The organism is Phycisphaeraceae bacterium (genome assembly GCA_019636735.1).
In the GTDB taxonomy this organism is placed as follows: Bacteria; Planctomycetota; Phycisphaerae; order Phycisphaerales; family SM1A02; genus VGXK01.
Map to the genome: position 1 here is coordinate 22,112 of JAHBWY010000002.1, position 17,610 is coordinate 39,721.

15 protein-coding genes are annotated in these 17,610 nt (G+C 65.0%); 5 read left to right on the top strand and 10 right to left on the bottom strand.

Going from position 1 to position 17,610, the window contains the following annotated elements:
- Positions 1 to 14: 14 nt before the first annotated feature.
- Entirely contained in the window at positions 15 to 2,120 is a 2,106-nt protein-coding gene (locus KF724_02300) for a serine/threonine protein kinase (GenBank protein MBX3354511.1), read from the top strand.
- Here KF724_02300 and KF724_02305 read toward each other — a convergent pair.
- From KF724_02305 to KF724_02350, 10 genes are all read right to left on the bottom strand, one after another.
- The gene (locus KF724_02305) at positions 2,107 to 5,247 is read right to left on the bottom strand and encodes an efflux RND transporter permease subunit (GenBank protein MBX3354512.1); all 3,141 of its coding nucleotides are present in this window, start codon (positions 5,245 to 5,247) and stop codon (positions 2,107 to 2,109) included. The two genes, KF724_02300 and KF724_02305, sit on opposite strands and share 14 nt — an antisense overlap.
- The gene (locus KF724_02310) at positions 5,244 to 6,455 is read right to left on the bottom strand and encodes an efflux RND transporter periplasmic adaptor subunit (GenBank protein ID MBX3354513.1); all 1,212 of its coding nucleotides are present in this window, start codon (positions 6,453 to 6,455) and stop codon (positions 5,244 to 5,246) included. The genes KF724_02305 and KF724_02310 overlap by 4 nt, the downstream gene beginning before the upstream one ends.
- On the bottom strand, positions 6,452 to 7,057 hold the full coding sequence (locus KF724_02315) for a TetR/AcrR family transcriptional regulator (protein MBX3354514.1): 606 nt from the start codon (positions 7,055 to 7,057) through the stop codon (positions 6,452 to 6,454). The genes KF724_02310 and KF724_02315 overlap by 4 nt, the downstream gene beginning before the upstream one ends.
- Before the next feature lie 303 nt (positions 7,058 to 7,360).
- Entirely contained in the window at positions 7,361 to 8,680 is a 1,320-nt protein-coding gene (locus KF724_02320) for a type II secretion system F family protein (protein MBX3354515.1), read from the bottom strand.
- Positions 8,664 to 10,481 (bottom strand): Flp pilus assembly complex ATPase component TadA, encoded by a 1,818-nt coding sequence (gene tadA / locus KF724_02325; GenBank protein MBX3354516.1) that lies wholly within the window; start codon positions 10,479 to 10,481, stop codon positions 8,664 to 8,666. The genes KF724_02320 and tadA overlap by 17 nt, the downstream gene beginning before the upstream one ends.
- Before the next feature lie 33 nt (positions 10,482 to 10,514).
- Positions 10,515 to 11,120, bottom strand: a complete 606-nt coding sequence (locus KF724_02330) for a hypothetical protein (GenBank protein MBX3354517.1) — start codon at positions 11,118 to 11,120, stop codon at positions 10,515 to 10,517.
- Positions 11,117 to 11,707: a hypothetical protein gene (locus tag KF724_02335; GenBank protein MBX3354518.1), complete on the bottom strand. Its 591-nt coding sequence runs from the start codon at positions 11,705 to 11,707 to the stop codon at positions 11,117 to 11,119. Before KF724_02335 ends, KF724_02330 begins: the two co-directional genes overlap by 4 nt.
- On the bottom strand, positions 11,704 to 12,405 hold the full coding sequence (locus KF724_02340; protein MBX3354519.1) for a PilN domain-containing protein: 702 nt from the start codon (positions 12,403 to 12,405) through the stop codon (positions 11,704 to 11,706). The genes KF724_02335 and KF724_02340 overlap by 4 nt, the downstream gene beginning before the upstream one ends.
- The gene (locus KF724_02345; GenBank protein MBX3354520.1) at positions 12,402 to 13,484 is read right to left on the bottom strand and encodes a hypothetical protein; all 1,083 of its coding nucleotides are present in this window, start codon (positions 13,482 to 13,484) and stop codon (positions 12,402 to 12,404) included. Before KF724_02345 ends, KF724_02340 begins: the two co-directional genes overlap by 4 nt.
- A 126-nt stretch (positions 13,485 to 13,610) precedes the next feature.
- Positions 13,611 to 13,970 carry a prepilin-type N-terminal cleavage/methylation domain-containing protein gene (locus tag KF724_02350; GenBank protein MBX3354521.1) on the bottom strand — a complete coding sequence of 120 codons (360 nt, stop codon included), beginning with the start codon at positions 13,968 to 13,970 and terminating at the stop codon, positions 13,611 to 13,613.
- Positions 13,971 to 14,240: 270 nt separating this feature from the next.
- Between KF724_02350 and KF724_02355 the strand changes: the two genes are divergently transcribed.
- The 4 genes from KF724_02355 to KF724_02370 are packed head-to-tail and all read left to right on the top strand — an operon-like array spanning position 14,241 to position 17,601.
- The gene (locus KF724_02355) at positions 14,241 to 14,831 is read left to right on the top strand and encodes a prepilin-type N-terminal cleavage/methylation domain-containing protein (protein MBX3354522.1); all 591 of its coding nucleotides are present in this window, start codon (positions 14,241 to 14,243) and stop codon (positions 14,829 to 14,831) included.
- Positions 14,828 to 15,445, top strand: coding sequence for a prepilin-type N-terminal cleavage/methylation domain-containing protein (locus KF724_02360; GenBank protein MBX3354523.1), 618 nt, complete (start codon positions 14,828 to 14,830; stop codon positions 15,443 to 15,445). Before KF724_02355 ends, KF724_02360 begins: the two co-directional genes overlap by 4 nt.
- Positions 15,442 to 17,085: a hypothetical protein gene (locus KF724_02365; GenBank protein ID MBX3354524.1), complete on the top strand. Its 1,644-nt coding sequence runs from the start codon at positions 15,442 to 15,444 to the stop codon at positions 17,083 to 17,085. The genes KF724_02360 and KF724_02365 overlap by 4 nt, the downstream gene beginning before the upstream one ends.
- A 6-nt stretch (positions 17,086 to 17,091) precedes the next feature.
- A complete protein-coding gene (locus tag KF724_02370; protein MBX3354525.1) occupies positions 17,092 to 17,601 on the top strand; it encodes a type II secretion system protein in 510 nt (169 codons plus the stop codon).
- Positions 17,602 to 17,610: the final 9 nt, after the last annotated feature.

The following is a 17,610-nucleotide window of genomic DNA, read 5'->3' on the forward strand; positions in this document are numbered from 1 at the left end:
CCGAAGGGGCGCGTATGGATGAAGCGCCCATTCCGCTGGAGGACACTCCGCCGAACCGCAAGGCCGATCTCGGTTCAGGAGTCGATCCAACGCTCATTGCGCCAGCCAACGCGCGCGAGGTCGAGACCGATCCCACATCCGCACCATCGTCAGAGAAGCGTGATGCCGGACTTGAGCCCACGGCGGTGTCCGCGTCGGGCGCTCATCCCGAGGCCCTCGATGCCACGATCGTCTCTCGTTCCCCGGGCGAGGTGACGCGCCGTCCCCCTGAGCCGGGAGAGGGTGTGCCTCAATCGCCTCGTTTCAGCGATCCAGTCATCGGGCGGACGATCGGTGGCGTGGAGATCACCGAGCTTGTCGGAGAGGGTGGCATGGGCCGCGTCTACTCCGGCAGCTTCGGCGATCCGCCGCGCAAGGTGGCGGTGAAGTTTCTCTCCCGCGGCTTCAACAACCCCGAGGCGGTGGGGCGCTTCCAGCGCGAGGTGGCCATTCTCGATCGCCTGCGCCACCCCGGCATCGCGGAGATCGTCGCGCATGGCCTCTGGGACGATGGCAGCGGCGGCATTCCCTACATGGTGATTGAGTTCGTGGAGGATGCGAAGCCGCTCGCCGAGTTTGCCCAAGCGCGCCGGCTCGATCAGCGAGGTCGACTTGAACTCTTCCACCGCGCGTGCGAGGCGATTGCCTTCGCGCATGAGATGAAGATCCTGCACCGTGATCTGAAGCCCGCAAATCTCCTGGTCGATCGTCACGGTCGCGTCAAGGTGATCGACTTCGGTGTCGCGCGAGGTGCCAATGGCGACCTTGGCATCGAGGGTGTGCGGACCGAAACCGGGCAGCTCATCGGGACCGTGCAGTACATGAGTCCCGAGCAGATTGCCGGCGACCCGAGATTGATTGACCTGAGCACCGATGTCTACGCGCTCGGCGTCATCCTCTATGAGATGCTGGCCGAGGCGTACCCCTACGATGTGCGCGGCGTCGCACTGCATGAAGCGGCACGGATCATCAGCGCCGCGACCATCGAGCCACCGCGCTCGATTGATCCGACCATCGATGAAACATTGAATGCGATTGTGATGCGGTGCCTTGATCGCGACCGCACGCGACGCTTCGCGCATGCCGGTGAAGTGGCCGCGGCCCTTGAGCGCTATCTGGCGGGACCGAGCAGCGCCATGAACCTCACAGCCGGCGAGGCTGTCCGCCAAGCGGCTCAGTCGAATGCGCCCCACGCCGAGCCGTGGAACTCCGGATCTCTGCCGAGTACCGCCGAGGATGCGATTGATCTCGATCGGCCGTTGACCACCGCGTCGACGCGCGCAGTCGCGTCGTCTCGCACGCGGCCCGGGACCCAATCGTCAACGCGCATGCGAACGCCCCGAGGCCCGGCGCGCGGAGCAGGAGGGGGCTCCGCGCGTCGTGGCTGGGGTCTGGTGGTCGGACTTGCGGCCGCAGCCGCACTTGCTGGCGCGGTCTCGCTCGGCTTCGTCGATCTCCAACAGGTTCGCAAGTGGCTTCCCGGCATCGTGGGTGGCACCGCGTCACCCGCAACGGCAGAGGCGTCATTGGAGTTCGCGCCGACGGAGTCGACCAGCACCGAGAGTCTCACCATCGTGAGCGCCCCGGAAGGCGCGCTTGTGACGATCGACGGCCAATCGAAGGGTCGCACCCCGCTGTCCCTGATGATCACCTGGACACCTGCGTCGATGCGCAAGACCGTTGAAGTCACGGCACCGGGCTACGAAGGTGCGGCGGCGATCGTCATTCCCGACCCTGCGGGACGACGGGCGGAACCTCTTCGGCTTGCCTTCAATCTCGCGCCGCGTGGCCCAGCGCGCGACTCATCGCTTGATCGACTGCTGCCGCTCATTGTCGAAGGTGGCGCCGTGGAAGTTCGAGTGGAGGGTGCCTCGCCTCGGCGACTCGACTCCGGTCGTCGAGAAGTTCCGCTCTCCTTCCAGCGAAGCGGCGATGGTTGGTCAGCGCGGCAGGTCACCTTCATCGCGCCGGGCCGAGTCATCGACGCCTTCGGTCAACGAGGCGTCGAGCGCCTCGAGGTCAGCCTCGAAGCTCTTCGGATCAGCGATCAACCGGAAGTGATCCGACTCATGCCACGCTGAGGGGACCGCTCGCCGGCACAGCCTCATTCCGATCGGGCGCCGGCCGAAGCTCAGTCGCATCGTCCGTCGCGGGCGATCGCTTGGCCGCGACGAGCGCGTAGATTGAAGGCACCACGAAGAGCGTAAAGAGCGTGCTGATGGCCATGCCGCTCACGAGCATGATGCCGATCGAGTTTCGCGCCGCTGCTCCGGCTCCAGTCACGATGACCAGGGGGAAGTGACCGAACACCGTCGCCGCAGAGGTCATCAGGATCGGGCGCAGTCGAGTCTGCGCCGACTCGCGCACGGCCGAGATCTTGTCGAGTCCCCGCTCCTGGAGCTGGTTCGCAAACTCGACAATGAGAATGCCGTTCTTGGCGACAAGGCCGACGAGGGTGATGAGCCCCACCTGGGAGTAGATGTTGATTGTCGTTAGGTCGAGGAACGCAAAGATCAGCGAACCCGAAATGGCCAGCGGCACTGAGCCGAGCAGCACGATGAGCGGATCACGGAACGAGCCGAACTGCGCCGCCAGCACCAGATAGATGAGCAGGAGCGCGAAGCCGAGCGTGACCGTGAGCGACGAACCCTCCTGTCGGATCTGACGGCTCTCGCCGGCATAGTCGAGCGTGTATCCCGGCGGCAGAACCGCGCGGGCGGCTTCTTCCAACACCGCAAGCGCCTCGGCCTTCGTGGTGCCGGGCACAACCACGCCGTAAATCTTCATGCTGTTGCGCTGCTGGAAGCGGGTCAGCGCACGCGGCGCCGCCTCGGTGCGCAGCGTGACGAAGCTCGAGAGAGGCACGAGGCCTCCACTGGCCGTACGCACCTTGAGCTGGAGAAGCTGCTCGGGAGTGGCCCGCTCGGAGTCCGCCACCTGCGGAATGACCTTGTAGCTGCGCCCGTTGTGATTGAAGCGATTGACATAGCCCCCGGCCAGAAGAATGGCGAGTTCACGGCCGACCGAGGCGAGGTCCAGTCCCATGTCAGCGACCTTCTGGCGATCGATCTCGATCCTGAGCTGGGGGAGATCGATCTTGAGATCGCCGTCGGCGTAGATGAACTTGCCGCTTGCAAAGGCGGCGCCGATCAGCGCCGGGGCGAACTGGGCCATGCGATCGGCGTCTTCGCTGCTGGTCACCATCAGTTCGACATCGAACTGACCTGCGCCTGGCAGCGGCGGAGGACGGACGGGAATCGCCCGAATGCCCGTGATGCCCGAAAACCCCATGAAGACCTCGGGCAGGATGTCGCCGGTCGTGCGCTGTCGCTCCCGCCAGTCGCGCATCTTGACTCCGCCGAACCCGCCCGTGACCTGCGAAACGCTGAAGTTCGAGTCCCGCTCGGGGATCTCCGCGAAGATGGCATTGACATCGTCAAAGCCGCGGAGCGTGTACTCGAGCGTCGCATCAGGCGCGCTTTGAACCACGGAGATGATGAAGCCCTCGTCCTCGGTCGGAGCAAGCTCCGACCCGGAGAGCATGTAGAGGGGGAGCGCCGCAATCGCAATCAGGACAGCCGCGGCCGCCATGGTCCACCGCAACTCAAGGGTCCAGTCGAGAAGCGCACCGTAGACGCGCCGCACGCGATCGAAGCCGCGATTGACGAGTGAAGTCATGCGCCCTTCACGGCCCGAGCCGACGAGGGCCGCGCTCATGATCGGCGAAAGAGTGAGTGCGACGAGGCCGGAGACGACGACCGCGGCCGCGAGTGTGAACGCGAACTCCCTGAAGAGCATGCCCGTGAGGCCGCCTTGGAATCCGATCGGGGTGTAGACGACCGCGAGCGTGAGCGTCATGGCCACGATGGGAGAGGCAAGCTCTCGCCCCGCGGTGAGCGCCGCAGTCACGGGCTGCAACCCTTCGCGCACATGGCGCGCGACATTCTCGACCATCACGATGGCATCGTCGACGACCAGTCCGACCGCGAGCACGATGGCCAGGATCGTGAGCAGGTTCAGCGAGAAGCCCATCAGCCACATGAAGATGCAGGCGCCGGTGAGCGAGATGGGAATCGCGACGAGCGGCACCAGCACCGTTCGCACCGAGCCCAGGAAGATGAAAACGACGATCGCCACGATCGAGATCGTCTCGACCAGAGTTCGGCCGATCTCGCGAATCGCATTCTCCATGTAGTAGGTGCCGTCATACGCCAGGTCCATCCGGATGCTGGGCGGCAGTGAGGGCGCCACTTCGGCCATGCGCCGCTTGAGCGCGGCAGAGACATCAAGTTCGTTCGCGCGGGGGAGTGGCCACACGGAGAGGTAGATCGACGGCTTCCCCCGATAGCCAGTTTGCGCGGTCGGCTCCTCGCTGCCCAGCTCGATCCTCGCGATATCGCGAAGTCGAACGATGGTCCCATCTCGTTCGCGCACGATCAGCGCTTCGAACTCCGCCGGGTCGCGCAGATCGGTGTCGGTGAGCAGATCGATCTGGACATCGGGCGCCTTCGCGCGACCGACAGCAGCAACGAAGTTGTTCCTCGTCAGGGCCGATTGCACCTCGAGCGGCGTGATGTCGAGCGCATCCATTCGCGCCGCATCGAGCCAGATGCGCATCGCCAGTGGCCGGGCTCCCTCGATGCCCACGCGCTGGACGCCGGGAATCGTCTGGAAGACGGGCTGCACCTCGCGCACTAGGAACTCGTTGATCTGCGTCAGCGAGAGCGTGTCGCTCGTGAAGCTGATGTAGAAGGTGGCGTAAGGCTTGTCGGTGCGCACGATGTCGACCACCGGCGACTCGGCCTCGGGAGGCAGCTCCGAGCGCACCTGGTTCAGGCGCGCAGAGATCTCCGCCAGGGCGTTGACGCTGGGGTGGTTGAGGCGCAACCGGACGGTGACGACGCTGACGCCGGCCGTGCTCGAACTCTCGATGTAGTCGATGCCATCGATGGCGGAGACCGCTCGCTCGATGGGCGTGGTGATGAAGCCGCGAACCGTCTCGGCGCTCGCGCCGATGTAGACGGTGGTGATGACGATCGAACTCGACTCGAGGCGCGGATACTGCCTGACGGGCAGCACGCTGATCGCCCGCCAGCCGATGGCGAGAATGGCGATGTTGATGACGATCGCCACGACCGGCTTGCGCACGAAGAGGTCGGTGAACCGACCTTGGCGGGCAGCACTTTCGAAGGCCGTCGGCTTCTTCACGGGGCGCTCCGAGCGGCTGCGGCGCGAGTGCCCGACGGTTCACCGGGCGCCACCATCACACCCTCACGAAGCTTGAAGGAGCCGTCCGTGGCCACCACTTCGCCTTCGCGGACTCCGCTGGTCACGATGGTGCGGCCGCCGAGGCTCGGCCCCAGCGTGACCAGGCGCTGATGGGCCCGCAACACCCCGGGGGCTGCCGGGTCGGGCTCGATGACGAACACATGATCGCCGAACGATGCGCGGCGGATGGCGGTCGCGGGTATCGAGAGATGCTCAGCCGGCCGATCAACGGGGACTTCGACATCGACCCACATTCCGGGGCGAAGGACTTCACCCGGGTTGGCAATCTCGCCGCGCACGCGCACATTGCGGGTGCCTCGGTCGGCCGTCGCATCGAGCGCAACAACGGTGATGGGCCGCGGGTCGGGCCCGAGCATGGGCACGCTCGCCATGACGACATCGCCGCGCTGCACGCGCCACGCCTGGTCCTGTGGAACGGCGAAGTCGAGAAAGATGGAGTCGTCGATGCTCTGGAGTCCGACGACGGTCGTTCCCTCAGAAAGGAACTGGCCGGGGTGGATGTTCCGAAGGCCGGCGCGGGCACGGAATGGTGCTCGCAGGGTGAGCTTGGAGATGGTGGTCTCGAACTGCCGGACCAGCGCCGCGGCCTGATCCATGACCGCCTTGGCCTGCGCGACCGCGGCCTCGGCTTGATCGAGATTCGCCTGGGATTGGTCGAGCTCCTGCTCATTGGCGGCGCCCGCCGCGTGCGCGTTGGCAATACGCCGATGACTCGCCTGACGCAGGCGGAGATTGCTCTCGGCCGTCAGCACCTGCGCCTCGGCCACGCGAAGGCTCGCCTGCGCCGCTTCGAGATCGGCGCGCTGGGTCGAGTCATCGAGAGTGACGAGGATCTCGCCCTGTTCGACCACCTTGCCGGACTCGAAGCTCACTTCACGCACGCGGCCGGACACCTCGTTTGAGAGCGTGACGGACTGCTTCGCGAAGACGGTTCCGGAGAGTCGAGCCGTCGGCCCCCAGGTGATCCGCGCGACCTCGGCGGTCGCCACGGCTTCCGGCATCTCCGGCGGAGCGCCCTGCTCCATGGCGATCGAGATCTGGCGCCACTTGAAGAGGGCGAGCCCGACTCCAATGACGGCCAAGCCGCCGAGGACGGCACATGCGGCAACGAACGCTTTCCACTTCATTTCGATCTCTCCTTCACCTTCCCGTGATGCGGTGACTCTCCCCCCGAGTCCGGCGTCAGCAGACGGTCGATCGCATCGCGCAGTCGGGCGAGGCGACCGGAGTCCATCTCTTCAAGTCCCAGCAGCCACTCGAACCAGAGACCATGCAGCGCGAGCACGGCAATCTCGCTGGTTCCCGGTGGCAGCGCATCAGCGCGAAGTCGTTCCAGCATGCGGCGGTGATTGATGCGCATCGGAGCGACCAGCGCCGGGTTGTTCGCGATGGCGGCGATGAGCACGGCGCAGGAGCGCCGCGATTGCTCGGTCCACTTTGCGGGTGAGCCAAGGCACATGGCGCTGAGTGCCCGAGCCACGCGGCCGGGCCCCTCGGGTTGCGCGTTCACCGCGGCGTCACACTCATATGCCCACTGATCGATCGATCGCGAGACAAGTGTCTCGATCAGGCGCTCCTTGCTCGGGAAGTGGTGGAGCAGGCCACCCTTGCTCACGCCCGCCTCGGCAGCCACGGAATCGAGCGTGAATGACCCGATCCCGTCGCGATGAATCACCGTTTCAGCGGCATCGAGGACCCGATCACGGCAGGTTGTTTCGCCTCTGGACAAGTCCGGGATTGTACCGTCCAGACGGTCGGTTGATCCAAGGCGTGACCAAACCAGCTCGATCTCTCGATCGGGCTCGGCGACAGCTACCCCCTCTGTGGCTCAAGCCGTTGACTGTACTGCACTTGAGACGATCGCATTGGTTCGTGTTATCGCTCTATGCCCGATCTGTTGATGCGCGGACGGGAGTCGTGGGGCGGTGCTGGGCGGCTGCCAGACCGCCCCGTGTGAGTCCACAAGAGAGCATGGCGTGAAGCCGGGCCTCGGTGCAGGGGGGCCGGGAACCTTGTCCAAACCGGCCCAGATTCAGCCGCTCATCTTGCTCATCTGGAAGATCGGCAGCAGCATGGCGGAGGCGATGCCACCAACAAGCAGACCCATGCCCACGATCATGATGGGCTCGATCATTGAAGTCGTGGCCTTGATGGCGATCTCGAGATCCTCTTCGGCGTAGATCGCGATGTTGCCGAGCACCTCAGGCAGTCGTCCGCTGCGCTCGCCGGCGTTGAACATGGCGGAGACATTCGGCGGAATGAACCAGGCGTTGCGGAACGCCGTGGCCATGTCCTGACCTCGCTCGATGCGCTCGCGAAGTTCGTCCCACATCAAGCCGTAGTAGTGGTTGTTCGTCACGGCGCGGCAGATCCCGACCACTTCGAGAAGACTGACGCCGGCCGCGAGCAGCGTCGCCATGGTGCTCGCCATGCGCGCGAGATACATCTGGCGGAACATCGGTCCCACGACCGGTGCACGAAGCTTGATGTAGTCGACCACACGCCGACCTCGCGGTGTCTGCGAGAGCGCGAAGAGCGTGCCCATCGAGACCAGCAGGCCGGGCACATAGAGCTTCCACTGGAACTGCAGGAAGTTGCTGATGCCAAGGAGCACCTTCGTCGGCACGGGGAGTCGATCGCCCTGCGCCTTGAAGATCGGCATGAACTTCGGCAGCACGAAGAGCATGATGACGAGCACCGCGCTCACGGCCACCAGGAACATGATGACCGGATAGGTCATTGCGCCCTTGACCTGCTTCACCGTCTTGCGCTCGCGGGCGAGGTCCTTCGCCACACGCGAGAGCATCTCATCGAGCATGCCGCTCGCTTCGGCCGCCTGCATCAGGCTGACGAGAATGGGCGGAAAGACCCTGGGCCACTTCGAAAGGCTGTGCGAGAAGTCTTCACCTTCGCAGACCTCGTCGTGAATGCGTTGCACGATTTCGCGGACCTCGCGCTTCCGCGACTGGTCGGCGAAGGTCTTGAGCGCTTCGGCGAGCGGCACACCGGTCTTGAGCATCACGGCGAGCTGCTGGCAGAGGGAAACGACATCGTCCTTGCTGAAGCCGGCGGAGAGGCGATTGACCGATCCTGCAAGCGCTACACCGACCGGCGCATCGGCGTTCGTGAGTTCGACGGCGAGCACCACAAGGCCCTGGCGACGCAGCTCTCGCACCGCCGCCGCGTGGGAGGCTGCCTCGACCACGCCTCGGACCACATCGGCGCCCTTGCGGGCCCGGTAGCCGAACTTGCGGGCGCCGTCGACCGGCGCCGCAGCGGTCGCGCGCTCCGGCCCTCCGGCGCTTCGCGCATCGCCACGCTGCCCTCGCTTCTGTTCAATCGCGGCAGGCACCGTGCACCTCCTCGCTCGTGGTCAGGCCATCGAGCACCTTCTTCATGCCGTCATCCCAGAGGGTCTCGAAGCCCTTTTGCTCGAGGAGCTTTCGCATCGCGGCCGGTTCGCCACGGGCGCTGATGAGATCAAGCACCTCGTCATCCGGAATGAAGAGCTCGTAGAGACCCAGGCGCCCGGAGAGCCCGGTGTCTCGGCACTTGCGACAGCCCGTGCCCCGATAGAGCCTGGTGGCGTCAGTGGCATAGCGACCCAGGGCACTGCGCTGCGCCGCATCAGGCTCGAATTCCTTGCGGCACTGCGAGCAGATGCGCCGAACCAGCCGCTGCGCCAGCACGCCGCGCAGCGCAGCGGCGACGAGGAAGGGTTCAATGCCGAGGTTTTCCAGTCGCGTCACGGCACTGGGGGCGTCGTTGGTGTGCAATGTGCTCAACACCAGGTGCCCGGTGAGTGCCGCCTGGACGGCGATCTCGCCCGTCTCCTTGTCTCGAATCTCACCGACCATCACGATGTCGGGGTCCTGTCGCAGCAGGGCTCGAAGAGCGCTCGCAAAGGTGAAGCCCGCCTTCGGATTGGTCTGCGCCTGATGCACGCCGACGAGGTTGCTTTCGATGGGATCCTCGACGGTCGAGACATTGAGCGTCTCGGTGTCGAAGGTCGAGAGCGCCGCGTAGAGCGTGGTGCTCTTACCGGAGCCGGTCGGGCCGGTGACGAGCGCGATGCCGTGCGGGAGTTCAATCAGCGACTGGAAACGCGCGAGCATCTCCGGACGGAAGCCGAGCTTTTCGAGACTCGGGCGCGTGCCGCTCGCGTCCACCACTCGCATGACAACCTTTTCGCCGAACTTGCCCGGGAGTGTGGAGACGCGGAGATCGACGGGGCGACCCTCGATCTTCACGCTGATCTCACCATCCTGCGGGACGCGCCGCTCGCTGATGTCGAGCTTCGCCATGATCTTCACACGGCTCGCCACAGCGGCGTGCAGTCGGTAGGGCGGCTTCACCTTGGTGTAGAGCTCGCCGTCGACACGGAAGCGCACGCGCAGCACGCCATCATCGGGTTCGATATGAATGTCGCTCGCCCCCTCCTTGACCGCCGAGCAGATGACGAAGTTCACCAGCTTGACCACTGGCCCCGCATCGGCGTCGGTCTCGCCGCCGATCGCCTCCGACGCGTGCGACTCGGCGATCGAGAAGTCCGCCTCGTTGACATCGTCGAGGATGTCATTGACGAGTTCCGGTGAATCAGTCGGTGCGTTGCCGAGTGCCGCGTCGATCTGATCGATCGGGCTCGCGACGAAGCGCACGCGGAACCCGGTGACCTTGGCAAGCTGTTCCTTGATGAAGAAGTTCTGAGGCTCGCTGGTGGCGACCACCAGTTCGCCCTTGTCAAGCGCCAGTGGCAGCACGCGGAGTTCGCGCCGCAGGTTCTCGGGAACGAGCGCGAGCGCACCGGCCTCGGCCGCGGCGGCCGGATCCTCGACGAAATCGATGCCGCGACTGACCGCCACGGCGCGGAGCATGGTGTCGGGGTCCACAAGCCCCATGCCGATGAGAATCTCCCCCAGCATGAGGCGCTGCCCGCCTTGAGACTGCCGCTCGAGCGCCTCCTGGAGTTGCAACTCCGTGATCGCGCCCATGTCGACCAGCACCTGGCCCAGCGGTGTGACAGCCGCGGCTCCCGGCGCGGGTCGCGGCTGGATCGATGACCCGGCCGTGCCACTCGCCCGGGTGGGGCCGAAGCTTGGCGAGCCTTCACTCGGTCGAAGCTCGGGTGCAGGGGTGGTGTTCGGAGGGTTCATGCGGACCTCGATTCAGTGAGTCATTGGAAGTTGTCAGCGCGCGAAGAAGAGCTCGAATGTGCGTCCTCGCCACTCGATGACGGCCGTGCGATGACCGATCTCACGCAGTCGAATGGGCGTTCCATCGCTGCCGAGGCCAACGACATCGCCCACTCGAAGCGTCTGGCCGTTGATGATGGCCCACTCACCATCCATTGTGGCGCGAAGCTCGTACAGGGAGAGATCAGGCGGTGAAACACTGCGTTCATCCGGCGCATCGGCTGCGGAGCGGGTTTCCTTCGGTCGCTCGATGAAGTGCTGAAATGGATCACGGCGCGGCGAGGTGTCGAGGCGGAGGACCACCGTTGAGGCGGCGGCCGAATCACTGCCGGTCGTGATCGGGTGGAGTGATTCCACTGGAACCGGCGGTGTGACCGCGGCGGTGGCGCTCGCCGCTGCGGCCTCTGCGATGGCGCCCACCGGCGAGGCTGTTGAACTGGCCGCGGTTGATCGCGGGCCGGAGAGGAGCGACTTCCCCGCAAGAAGTGCAATGGAGCCACCGGCGACCGCCAGCAGGACGGCAAACTGCCGCGGCTGCACACCGAGGCGTGAGCAGATCTGCTGGTAGGGGGTCAGCGCAGCTTCGGGCGCTCGCTTCATCGCGACGCCTCCTGCGCCCGGAAGAAGGAGTGCAGTTCGAGCGTGGCCCGAACACTAATCTCGTCCGTCGTCCCGCCTCGAATGGCCCCGAGTTCAAGGCGCACGGGGACCACGAGCTGATCGATGCGATCGGCGGCGTCAAGCACCGAGAAGATGGCCTCGAATGAGCCGGACATTTCGACCGTGACCACGCGCCGCGTGAGATCAAGCGGGCGACCCTGCTCCTTGGCGAGCTTCTCGGGCATGCCCAGGCGAATGCCCTGGTTTCGGACTGAGCGACCATCGACTGGACGCGCAATGGCGTCCACCAGGCGATCCGAGGCGAGGTCGCCGATGATCCTGCACCGCAGGTCGCGCTCCGCACGAAGGCGCGCGAGGTCGCGCTCAAGTGCGACCAGTTGCGAGCGCTTCATCAAGTGTTCGTTCGTCACCTGATCGACACGCCGCGACTCGCGCCGCGCTTCCGCAGCCGCGAAGTAGTTGGGAATGACAAAGAGCGCCAGCACGAGAAGCGCAAGCAGCGTCGGTCCAAGGCCGGCCAGCATGCGCTCGCGCGACGGCAGGTTGATCCGGGTCGGGAACCTCATCGCCGCGCCTCCGAGCGTCGTGGGCTCGATTCGAGCGCAATGGGATCAAGCGTGCGAGGTGCCGACTCGATGCTCTCCAACGCAACTTCCGCGGTGATGACGAACTCCTGGAAGTTGCCGTCGGGGGTCTCGAGTGAGCGGTTCTCACCCAGGGTGACCCGCGCGAGCGGCCCTGTGGCTGCGAGCGTGCGCTCGAAGGCCGTCACTTCGGCATTGCTCGCCGCGTATCCGCGAAGGCGGATTTCGAGGACCCGGCGCTTGGGGGGCGAGGTCGGCGGAGCACCCGGTGCTGTGGGGGCGGCGTTCGCCGGCTGCGGCAGCACGCGCTCCTCAAGGCGCATCGAGAGATCGGTGAGCGTGGCCTGAATCGGCATGACATTGACGATGGTGGCGAGCAGATCGCTCTTCTCCATGGGCAGCGACACGGCCCGGTAGGTGCTCATGAACGCACCGAGCTGCTGTCGCTCCGCTTCAAGTCGACGAAGCTCGACATCGACATCATCAAGTCGATCGCGCGAGACGAGGGATGCCTCTCGAATCAAGCGGGCGCGGCGCGCCTGATCCCAGGAGTGCAGACTGACGCCGACCAGGCAACTGACCAGCAGGACCAGCAGCAGGCCGAAGCGCCGCTTCTCGCCCTGGGAGCGCACGCGATCGCGCACATCGCGCGGCAGGAGATCGACAAGAAAGGCCCTCATGCCGCCCTCCGCGTGTCAAGCATCGTCGGCTGTCCAAGGTCGATCGCTGCGGCACCGAGGGCCGCGGCCCAGATGCACGGCGAGAGCGTGGCCGGGAGCGGGTCAACCACTCCGGATGCGGTCGCGGCCTGGCTTGGCACGCCGCAGATGCTCTCGAGCGTCGCGATCAGCTCGACTTGGCCCGCCGCAGGCCCTGAAGTGATCAGGCCGCCGGGCCACTGACCGGCACCGCGTCGCTCGACATAGCGAAGGCATTGGAGAATCTCGTCGGCAAGGCCCGACCATCGGAACGCGCGGCGATCCGTCGCAGGTGATCGCACCTCCATCGGAATTGCATCGGGATCGGCGGAGGCATTGATCGTTCGCATCGTCTGGAAGACGCCGGGAATCTCTCGATGAAAGAGAAGCTCTCCTTCGCGAGCCAGCAGTACCGTCGCCTGGGAAGGCTCGATGTGAACGAACGCGAGTGGTTCATGGCTGGTCCGTGACCAGAAGGTCCACGCGGTCCGAAGACCGGCGAGCGCCGCCGACTCAAGTCGGATCGGTGCAAGCCCTGCGTCGAGAAGCGGCTCGAGCGCGAACATCGCCGTTGATCGCTTGAGCGCCATCAGCAGGTGCTCACAGCCGGCCTGAGAATTGGCGCTGTTCGCAGGAGACTGGGGCGCGGGCGCATCGGGCGCGATGGAGCCGACAATCGTCGCTCCACTTCCCGCTCGCAGGCGCAAGGCGCCAACTGTGACCTCGTCGTGCTCGACGCCGAATCGATCGACCGCCTCCCAGCAGAGGCTTTCGGCGCGATCCGCCTCATCGAGGTCCGGCAGGACCACGGTGTCCTTCAGAAAGCATGTCGCAGGAAGCGTGACCGCGCAGCGGCGCCCCTGGAAGTCCGCCGAAGCGAGAACTCGAGTGAGGTCTGCGCCGAGTCCGCCGGGGTCCCGAGTGCCGGCGATAGGGTCCGCCGAGAAGATCTCGCAGGGAAGTTCCATGGCCTTGACATGCTGTCCGGCCACCTGGAGCAGGCGCACGGAGTTGACCCCGAAGTCAACGGAGAGCAGAGAGTTGTTTCGTCGCAGGGCCATGAGAGCGCGGGTCCTCGCGTCTCTCATCGGCCCGGATTGACCATGAAATGAGCCGAGGCGTCGCAGGACTGGTGGTCCCGCGACGCCTCGTTCGATGCGTCCGTCTGTTCCGGCTGTGCCGTGAGATTACGGCTGCGGAATCACCTTGCCGCCAGCAAAGTTCCAGCCCTTCGCCGTATCGAGCTGGTTCACCAGGTCATCGGCCGTGCAGTAGCCAGCCGTGACGAGCTTCGCCAACTGGTCCGCGGCGATCGTTCCATCGGCCGTGGGGATGGCCGAACCGGGGTTGAACTGGTTGTAGCGAGTGATCATCGTCAGGATCTGGCTGCCGCGAGCATCGGCCGCCTCCGACTTCGCATCGGAGAGCGCGCTCGTGACGCTCGGAATGACCAGGGCTGCCAGCACGCCGAGGATCACGACCACAATCAGCACTTCGATCAGGGTGAATCCACGCTTCTTCGTCGTTCGAGTTCCATTCCTGCGCATCGGGGTGTTCCTTTCGTCCAAGGGGAGGCGCCCTCGAAACCGACTCCGAGAGCGACTGTGAGAGAGTCAGAAGCACTCATCGGCGGGGCAAGCAGGGAGATTGAGGTCGCGCTGCGTGAATTCCGGCTGTACCGAAGATGGCCGTGGCGCCGATCGTGAGACCCGCAGGAAGCGATCGGGGAATGTCGGCTGCACGGGTCGTTCACTCCACCGCGACTGACTTAGAAGGAGCGCTCTCCCGACCGAGAGCCGCCGATCCGATGCTCCTTGATGAAGGTAGGGATCATGTGCAGGGACGGCCTGACTTCAGGATGCATTGCCGGATCACGCTCTTCGCCAGCGCGAACTCGGTCAGCGTGCGCCGGGGGCCAGAGGGTCGTCGATGCGCGGCGCCCGTGTCGGTCATGTCGGCGGCGCGGGCTCACGCTCATCGAAGGTCTCATCGCCACGGTGATCCTGGCGCTGACGGCGGCTGGTGCGGCCATGGCACTTCAGGTCGGTCTTGGTGCGCAGCGCGATGCGCGGCGCCAGCTTCTGGCGGGAATTGCCGCGGAGCAGCAGGTGTCGACGCTCATGTCACTTCCCTTTGCCGCGACTCCAACTCTCGCGGGCATCGAGCCCGTCGGCGGCATGCTTGCGCCGCCTCGGAAGAACTCGGCGCTCGCCGATGTGCGCGACCCGATGGGGCCGGCCTTTGCCGAATTCGGACGCACCACGGTCGTGACCGCGCAGACGCGGACCTTCCCGCAATATGAGAACTTCGCGATTGCGGGATGGCGAATCCAAGTGACCGTCACCGATGCGCAAGGTCGGGTTTTCGCCACGGCGGAGCGCTTCCGCGCCCAGGAGCTTCAGCCATGACGCACCGGCGTGGAACGACCCTTGTTGAACTGCTGATCGCGATCGTTGTCGCGGCGCTTGTCGCGGCGAGCGCGGCGAGCCTGCTGACGCTACTCGGCGGCGCCATTCGTGACCAGGACCGAGTGGCTCAACAGGTGATTCGCGTGGCGAGCGGTCACGCGCGCCTCTCGGATCACATTCTTCGCGCCCGGGCCATTCTGCACTGTTCGCCCAATGAAGTCGTCCTCTGGGTGCCCAGCGAGGACTTCATCGCGAGCAATCAGTTCAAGGAGGCGTATGACGAGATCAATGCGAATGAGATCCGCTGGTACCGCTGGAACCCGGTGAGTCTGCGCGTCGAGATGTCGCGTACCGCCAATCCGGCGGCGTCGACGGTGTATCCGCTTGCGACGGACTGGAGTGCCCTGCGGGCATCACTCCAGACCATGAATCAGCTCACGGTCACTCCCGTCTTCGACGGCCTGGCCTCCGCCACCTTCCACCATCACGGCTTCAACAGCTGCACGACCCGTCGAGTGAGCCTCGATCTCGTCTTCGATCAGCAGCATGGTGGACAGACGCTGCGAATCTCCGAAGCAGTCGCCTTCCTCCAGAAGCACAAGGACTGCCCATGAATCTCGACACACGCTATCAGCGCGAAGATCAACATGGCCATCGACTGCGAACGGTCGTCCGTCCCCACCGACGAGGCGCGGCACTGCTGCTGGTGCTGTTCGCCCTGGCCGTCGTCGGCACCGCAGGCTACGCCTTCGTGGCCGGGAGTGATCACGCGGTCATGACCGGTCGGACGGCGGCCAGCGTGAGTGAAGCGCGGGTGCTCGCCGACAGCTCGCTGGCGATCGCCAAGGAGATTCTGAAGAGCTCGGACACCAAGTGGCGCACCAAGCACACCAACGGGATGCTGCTGACCAACTACGCGCTCGACGGCGGCACCGTCAGCATCCAACTAGTGGACATCAACAAGCGGGCGGCAAATCCCGGCGGAAACTCAAACCCCGATCAATCGACGACCGAGGTGGAGATCATCGCGACCAGCATCAAGGGGGGGAGTCGCTTCCGCTCTGTGGCGCAGATGTCGCTGCCCATGACCAACAAGGGTCAGTATGCGATCTTCGCCAACAAGTTCATGATCTTTGATGGGACGAACTTTGTCGGTCGCTGGCAGAACGCACCGGCGTCGCAGGAGAAGCTGCGTGTCAACATCGGCACGCAGGCAGAGACCTCATGGGCCGGGTCCAATGGCGTCTTCATTAACGCGACCGCCACCTTCGAGCCCGACTACACCCCGCCGAGTGCTGACGATCCCTGCCTCGACAAGGCGACTTGGATCTACTACCCGTTCAACGCGAGCTCATTCACGATCTCTGGTGCTGGTGCCAACAAGATCTGCGCCAAGAAGCTCGCGCCCGATGAGTCCATCAAGATGATTCCGCCTCCGCCGGCGCCGGCCTTTGCAGGTGGAACCACCCAGTGGGGCGGGATCACGGTGAATGGCACGACGGTGACCTACACCACGCCATTCCGACTTCGACAGAACACCTTCCTCGGCTTCCCGTGGGGACCGCCCGCAGACTTCACAATGATCAACGGTGCGACCGTCACGCTCAAGTCGGGCATCTATCGCATCGACAACACGCTTCGCATCGAGAACAGCAAGCTCATCATCGATGGCGATGTCACCTTTGTGGCGGATGCGCCGTTCTTCACGATCTACAGCATGGATCTCAAGAACGCCGTGGTTGAATTGAAGGACAACTCGACCTTCAATGTGTTCACGAGCTATGGCGTGCGCATTCACGGCAGCTGGATCGGCAGAGCCTTCAACTGTGCGGCCGAGGGTAACGCGGCCAAGAAGGACGGTGACCCGCATCGGAAGGCGTGGTTCGGGCAGTGGAGCTCGAACGCCTGTTCAGCGCAGGCGCCGACCGAGCCGATGTACATGGAGCCGTGGCGCTTCCGGATCTATCCGGTGCCCGCATTCCTCTCGAACTTCTTCACCTGGGACATTCTGGACTCCTCAGTCGTCGGCTCGCTCTTCCTGCCGACGAACCCCATTCAGCTTCGAGGGAACACGAAGGTCTGGGGGCGAGTTGCCGCCAACCATGTTGTCCTTCAGAACACAGCCTCGGTCTACTACGACCATGCGCTTGACCTGATCGACGGTCTCACCGAGGGAGCTCCGCCCGGTCGTGGTGGCGATCCCAACCAGATCTGGCCAGTGCGTGTGACAGCGCTTGGATTCGAAGCAGAGTGAGCGACGATGAAGCGCCGAGCATTCACCCTTGTTGAAGTCCTGGTCTGCGTGGTCATCATCGTGACGATCGCGGCGCTGACCGTGCCGTTCTTCGGAAGGACGCAGGCCGATCGCGCGATGGCGACGGCGGGTCTCCTTCGCGCGGACCTGCGCTATGCCCAGATGGCCAGCATGGCGGACACGCAGGATCCTGTCATCGTGCGCTTCAGAAGCGACGGAACGGGCTATTGGCTCGCCCGGCTGACTTCACCGAACACTGCCATCGCGCGGCCTGACACCGGGGGAACATGGGATGTCGTCTTCGGCAGCGGTCGTGCCGCGGCCAGTGACCATGTGCAGATGGCGATAGCGAGCATCCCGAGTGCGACCCTGCGCTTCACTCCACTCGGATCGGTGCATGCAGCGACGGGGACGCCGACCATGACGATCACCGCGGGAGGTCCCGGGGGCCCCCCGCGGACCTGTGTCGTGTCCGTCGATCCGATCACGGGCGCGACCACCGTCACCGGACCATGACCACCGTCA

What these genes read in the sequence shown, in the direction of transcription:
- KF724_02310 (MBX3354513.1), bottom strand. Translation starts at nt 6,455, where the DNA reads ATGAAGTGGAAAGCGTTCGTTGCCGCATGTGCCGTCCTCGGCGGCTTG.
- KF724_02300 (MBX3354511.1), top strand. Translation starts at nt 15, where the DNA reads ATGGATGAAGCGCCCATTCCGCTGGAGGACACTCCGCCGAACCGCAAG.
- KF724_02335 (MBX3354518.1), bottom strand. Translation starts at nt 11,707, where the DNA reads ATGAGGTTCCCGACCCGGATCAACCTGCCGTCGCGCGAGCGCATGCTG.
- KF724_02345 (MBX3354520.1), bottom strand. Translation starts at nt 13,484, where the DNA reads ATGGCCCTGCGACGAAACAACTCTCTGCTCTCCGTTGACTTCGGGGTC.
- KF724_02360 (MBX3354523.1), top strand. Translation starts at nt 14,828, where the DNA reads ATGACGCACCGGCGTGGAACGACCCTTGTTGAACTGCTGATCGCGATC.
- KF724_02365 (MBX3354524.1), top strand. Translation starts at nt 15,442, where the DNA reads ATGAATCTCGACACACGCTATCAGCGCGAAGATCAACATGGCCATCGA.
- tadA (MBX3354516.1), bottom strand. Translation starts at nt 10,481, where the DNA reads ATGAACCCTCCGAACACCACCCCTGCACCCGAGCTTCGACCGAGTGAA.
- KF724_02350 (MBX3354521.1), bottom strand. Translation starts at nt 13,970, where the DNA reads ATGCGCAGGAATGGAACTCGAACGACGAAGAAGCGTGGATTCACCCTG.
- KF724_02340 (MBX3354519.1), bottom strand. Translation starts at nt 12,405, where the DNA reads ATGAGGGCCTTTCTTGTCGATCTCCTGCCGCGCGATGTGCGCGATCGC.
- KF724_02370 (MBX3354525.1), top strand. Translation starts at nt 17,092, where the DNA reads ATGAAGCGCCGAGCATTCACCCTTGTTGAAGTCCTGGTCTGCGTGGTC.
- KF724_02355 (MBX3354522.1), top strand. Translation starts at nt 14,241, where the DNA reads ATGAAGGTAGGGATCATGTGCAGGGACGGCCTGACTTCAGGATGCATT.
- KF724_02330 (MBX3354517.1), bottom strand. Translation starts at nt 11,120, where the DNA reads ATGAAGCGAGCGCCCGAAGCTGCGCTGACCCCCTACCAGCAGATCTGC.